The organism is Galbibacter marinus (assembly GCF_000300875.1).
Classification (GTDB): Bacteria; Bacteroidota; Bacteroidia; order Flavobacteriales; family Flavobacteriaceae; genus Galbibacter; species Galbibacter marinus.
This window is the reverse complement of sequence record NZ_AMSG01000052.1, coordinates 1-2,500: the sequence shown is the minus strand read 5'-3', so window position 1 is coordinate 2,500 and position 2,500 is coordinate 1. Positions and strand designations below refer to the sequence as shown.

Below are 2,500 nucleotides of genomic sequence, written 5' to 3'. Positions count from 1 at the left end.
GCCGCCGTTTACTGGGGCTTCAATTCAATGCCTCGCCGAAGCTAACATCTCCTCTTAACCTTCCAGCACCGGGCAGGTGTCAGGCCCTATACATCATCTTTCGATTTAGCAGAGCCCTGTGTTTTTGATAAACAGTCGCCTGGACCTTTTCACTGCGGCCCCGCCGGAGCGGGGCGACCTTTCTCCCGAAGTTACAGGTCTATTTTGCCTAGTTCCTTAGCCATGAATCTCTCGAGCGCCTTAGAATACTCATCCCAACCACCTGTGTCGGTTTGCGGTACAGGCTGCATATGTCGCTTTTCTTGGAAGTCGCTACTATGGATTATCACCGCAGCCGAAGCTTTAGTGTACTATCCCATTCTTGAAAAATGGTTCAACGTACATTTCCGTCAGTACGCACCATATTCACGCCTTCGTCACTTTTAATCATATGCAGGTACAGGAATATTAACCTGTTGTCCATCCACTACCCCCTTCGGGTTCGCGTTAGGCCCTGACTAACCCTCAGCTGATTAGCATAGCTGAGGAAACCTTGGTTTTTCGGCGGCGGTGTTTCTCACACCGCTTATCGTTACTTATGCCTACATTTTCTTTTCTAAACAGTCCATCATACCTCACAGTACAACTTCAACCCAGTTTAGAATGCTCCCCTACCACTTATATAAAGTCCATAGCTTCGGTGGTATACTTATGCCCGATTATTATCCATGCTCGATCGCTCGACTAGTGAGCTGTTACGCACTCTTTAAATGAATGGCTGCTTCCAAGCCAACATCCTAGCTGTCTAAGCAATCAAACCGCGTTTTTTCAACTTAGTATACACTTGGGGACCTTAGCTGATGGTCCGGGTTCTTTCCCTTTCGGACATGGACCTTAGCACCCATGCCCTCACTGCTGTAAATCATTTGTTAGCATTCGGAGTTTGTCAGGAATTGGTAGGCGGTGAAGCCCCCGCATCCAATCAGTAGCTCTACCTCTAACAAACTAATACAACGCTGCACCTAAATGCATTTCGGGGAGTACGAGCTATTTCCGAGTTTGATTGGCCTTTCACCCCTACCCACAGGTCATCCGAAGACTTTTCAACGTCAACCGGTTCGGTCCTCCATTTAGTGTTACCTAAACTTCAACCTGCCCATGGGTAGATCACACGGTTTCGCGTCTACCACTACTAACTAAAGCGCCCTATTCAGACTCGCTTTCGCTACGGCTGCGTGACTGAATCACTTAACCTCGCTAGCAACGGTAACTCGTAGGCTCATTATGCAAAAGGCACGCCGTCACACATTAAATGCGCTCCGACCGCTTGTAAGCGTATGGTTTCAGGGTCTATTTCACTCCCCTATTCGGGGTTCTTTTCACCTTTCCCTCACGGTACTGGTTCACTATCGGTCTCTCAGGAGTATTTAGCCTTAGCGGATGGTCCCGCCAGATTCACACAGGGTTTCACGTGCCCCGCGCTACTCAGGATACTGCTATCGATAACTATTCTTACTTATACGGGACTATCACCCTCTATGGTCTGTCTTTCCAAACAGTTCTAATTCGTTTAGCATCAAATGTCGCAGTCCTACTACCCCGATTTTGCCGTAACAAAACCGGTTTGGGCTGTTCCGCGTTCGCTCGCCACTACTAGCGGAATCACTCTTGTTTTCTTCTCCTCTGCCTACTTAGATGTTTCAGTTCAGCAGGTTCGCCCACCTTACGGTGTACTATACCTTCAGTATAGTGGGTTGCCCCATTCGGATATCTATGGATCACAGTGTGTGTGCCACTCCCCATAGCTTTTCGCAGCTTATCACGTCCTTCTTCGCCTCTGAGAGCCTAGGCATCCCCCATACGCCCTTATTTAGCTTATTGTACTTTTTGCTCTTTTATTCTTTCGTACTCTAATGTTGAGCCCCTATTATTCGTGCAAATAATAGAAACCTTTACTTTTAGATTCTAATATTATTCTCGTATTATCTTATCTCAATATGTCAATGAACGTTTACTAGTGGAGAATATCGGAGTCGAACCGATGACCTCCTGCGTGCAAGGCAGGCGCTCTAGCCAGCTGAGCTAATCCCCCATGTATGTTTTAAACGAAATGCCTTAGCCAGCTGAGCTAATCCCCCATGTATGTTTAAAACGAATATGCCCATAAAAGCATCCCGCTATAAACCAGGAAAAACTCTTGTTATGCTTCTAGAATTTCCGTTTCTTTTAAATTCAATCTATTCTCAATGAACGTGTCTCTGTATCCTTTTTTACCCGAATACGACTCTTTTAAAGTAGTCTCGGGCAGACTCGAACTGCCGACCTCTACATTATCAGTGTAGCGCTCTAACCAGCTGAGCTACGAGACTGTCTGTGTTCTATATTTATTGACAGCTTAAGTAAAATCACCCCCTTATAAGACTCCTCTTAATAAATGGTCTGTAAAGTATAAGTGTAACGACACTTCTAGGCGTTTCTCTAGAAAGGAGGTGTTCCAGCCGCACCTTCCGGTACGGCTAAC

General features: G+C 46.3%; 2 tRNA genes and 1 rRNA gene (1 of these 3 cut by a window edge). All 3 read right to left on the bottom strand.

Annotated features, from left to right (window positions below):
* Positions 1-1,860 (bottom strand): 23S ribosomal RNA (locus tag I215_RS15450); it reaches 966 nt to the left of the window's first position.
* 137 nt (positions 1,861-1,997) lie between these two features.
* Positions 1,998-2,071: transfer RNA gene (locus I215_RS15445), tRNA-Ala, on the bottom strand.
* 203 nt (positions 2,072-2,274) lie between these two features.
* A tRNA-Ile gene (locus I215_RS15440) sits at positions 2,275-2,348 on the bottom strand.
* Positions 2,349-2,500 lie beyond the last annotated feature (152 nt).